Here is a 2,079-nt window from a genome sequence, read left to right on the forward strand (position 1 = left end):
CCGCCGGCCTGTGGCCGCGCAGCGCACTGCTCGGGCCGAACTGGACGCGCCTGCCGCCCGGCGCCGGCCGCCGCATCGCATTGACGATCGACGACGGCCCGGACCCCGACGTCACGCCGCGCGTGCTCGACCTGCTCGACCGTTACGACGCGCGCGCGACGTTCTTCTGCATCGGCGATCTCGCGCGCCGTCATCCGCGCTGGATCGAGGCGATCGTCGCGCGCGGCCACGCGATCGAAAACCACAGCCAGCGGCACCGGCATACGTTCTCGCTGTCGGGGCCCGCCGCGTTGCGGCGCGAGATCGCGGCCGCGCAACGGACGCTGACCGAGATCGCCGGTACGCGCCCGCTGTTCTTCCGCGCGCCGGCCGGCCTGCGCAATCCGTTCCTCGAACCGGTGCTGTGCGAGCTCGGCCTGCAGCTGGCGAGCTGGACGCGGCGCGGTTTCGACACGCGCGCGCGCGATGCCGCGACCGTCACGCGCCGCCTGCTGAACGGTCTCGCGCCGCGCGACATCCTGCTCGTGCACGACGGCCACGCGGCGCGCGACGCGCGCGGCGAACCGGTCGTGCTCGACGTGCTGCAAACGGTGCTGCGCGCGGCCGCCGACGCGCAACTGCACTGGGTCACGCTGCGCGCGGCGCTCGCGCCCGAACCGCCGGCCGGGCCACGCGAGCCGGCCGGTTCGGCCCCCCCGTTTGATAAAATCTGACCTCGAGCGGCGCGCCTGCCAGCCCTGCTGCGGCGCCCGTTCCGGCCACCGGATGCGACCCTCGTGAAACCTCTCCTGCTCTCGCACTTCACCGCCACCAGCTGCATCGGCCGCGGCCTCGACGCGACCGTCGATGCACTGCGCCACGCGCGCGGCGGGCTCACGCACTGCGACTTCGAGCGTGCGGATCTCGACACGTGGATCGGCGCGGTGGACGGCGTCGATGCGCAGCCCGTGCGCGCCGACCTCGCCGACTTCGAGTGCCGCAACAACCGCCTCGCGCAGCTCGGCCTCACGCAGGACGGCTTCGACGCACGCGTCGCGGCGGCCGTCGCGCGCCATGGCGCGGCACGCGTCGGCGTGTTCGTCGGCACGAGCACGGCCGGCATCCTCGAGACCGAGCATGCATACCAGCGCCGCGATCCGGCGAGCGGCGCACTGCCCGCCGACTTCCGCTACGCCCACACGCACAACCCGTATTCGCCGGCCGCGTTCGTGCGCGCGTTTTTCGCGCTGCGCGGGCCGGCGATGGCGATCTCGTCCGCATGCTCGTCCGGCGCGAAAGTGTTCGGCTCCGCGCGCCGCATGATCGAGGCGGGATTGATCGATGCGGCCGTCGTCGGCGGCGTCGATTCGCTGTGCCTGACGACGCTGTACGGCTTCAATTCGCTCGAACTGCTGTCGCGCCGGCCGTGCCGTCCGTTCGACGTCGCGCGCGACGGCATCTCGATCGGCGAGGCCGCCGCGTTCGCGCTCGTCGAACGCGTGCCCGACCCGCCCGCCCCGCTCGACGCCGATGCGATCCTGCTGCTCGGCATCGGCGAATCGAGCGACGCGCATCACATGTCGTCGCCGCATCCGGACGGGCTCGGCGCGCGCGTCGCCATCGAACAGGCGCTTGCATCCGCCGGCCTCGGCGCGAACGACATCGACTACGTGAACCTGCACGGCACCGCGACGCCGAGCAACGACGCGGCCGAAAGCCGCGCGATCGGCGCGCTGTTCGCCGGCACGCCGTGCAGCTCGACGAAGGGCGCGACCGGCCATACGCTCGGCGCGGCGGGCGCGCTCGAGGCGATCGTCGCCGCGCTCGCGCTGCGCGAACAGTTCGTGCCGGCCGGCGTCAACACGACGCAGCCCGACCCGACCCTCGTCGCCGACTACGTGCTCGCGAGCCGCGATGCGCGCGTGCGCGCCGTCCTCTCCAATTCGTTCGGCTTCGGCGGCACGAATTGCAGCCTGATCCTCGGCCGCGCCGACCACGTACGCCGTTGAGGCCCGCCATGACACTGACCGCCTTCATCGAAAGCATCGGCCTCGTCGGCCCGGGATTGAGCGACTGGCCGCATGCGGCCGACGTGCTCGC

General features: G+C 73.0%; 2 protein-coding genes and 1 pseudogene. All 3 read left to right on the forward strand.

All coding sequences use genetic code 11. The features are described 5' to 3' along the window. A partial coding sequence (locus ABY44_RS05020; protein ID WP_431640918.1) for a polysaccharide deacetylase family protein occupies positions 1-713 on the forward strand: 713 nt, incomplete at its 5' end. A 63-nt stretch (positions 714-776) separates the two neighbouring features. Further along, complete coding sequence (locus ABY44_RS05025; protein WP_060174869.1) at positions 777-1,988, forward strand: beta-ketoacyl-[acyl-carrier-protein] synthase family protein; 1,212 nt, start codon at positions 777-779, stop codon at positions 1,986-1,988. 8 nt (positions 1,989-1,996) lie between these two features. Beyond that, positions 1,997-2,079: pseudogene (locus ABY44_RS05030) on the forward strand (beta-ketoacyl synthase chain length factor); the annotation flags it as partial.

Origin of the sequence: Burkholderia sp. ZZQ-2 (genome assembly GCF_050768715.1) — a bacterium.
GTDB lineage: Bacteria > Pseudomonadota > Gammaproteobacteria > Burkholderiales > Burkholderiaceae > Burkholderia > Burkholderia cepacia.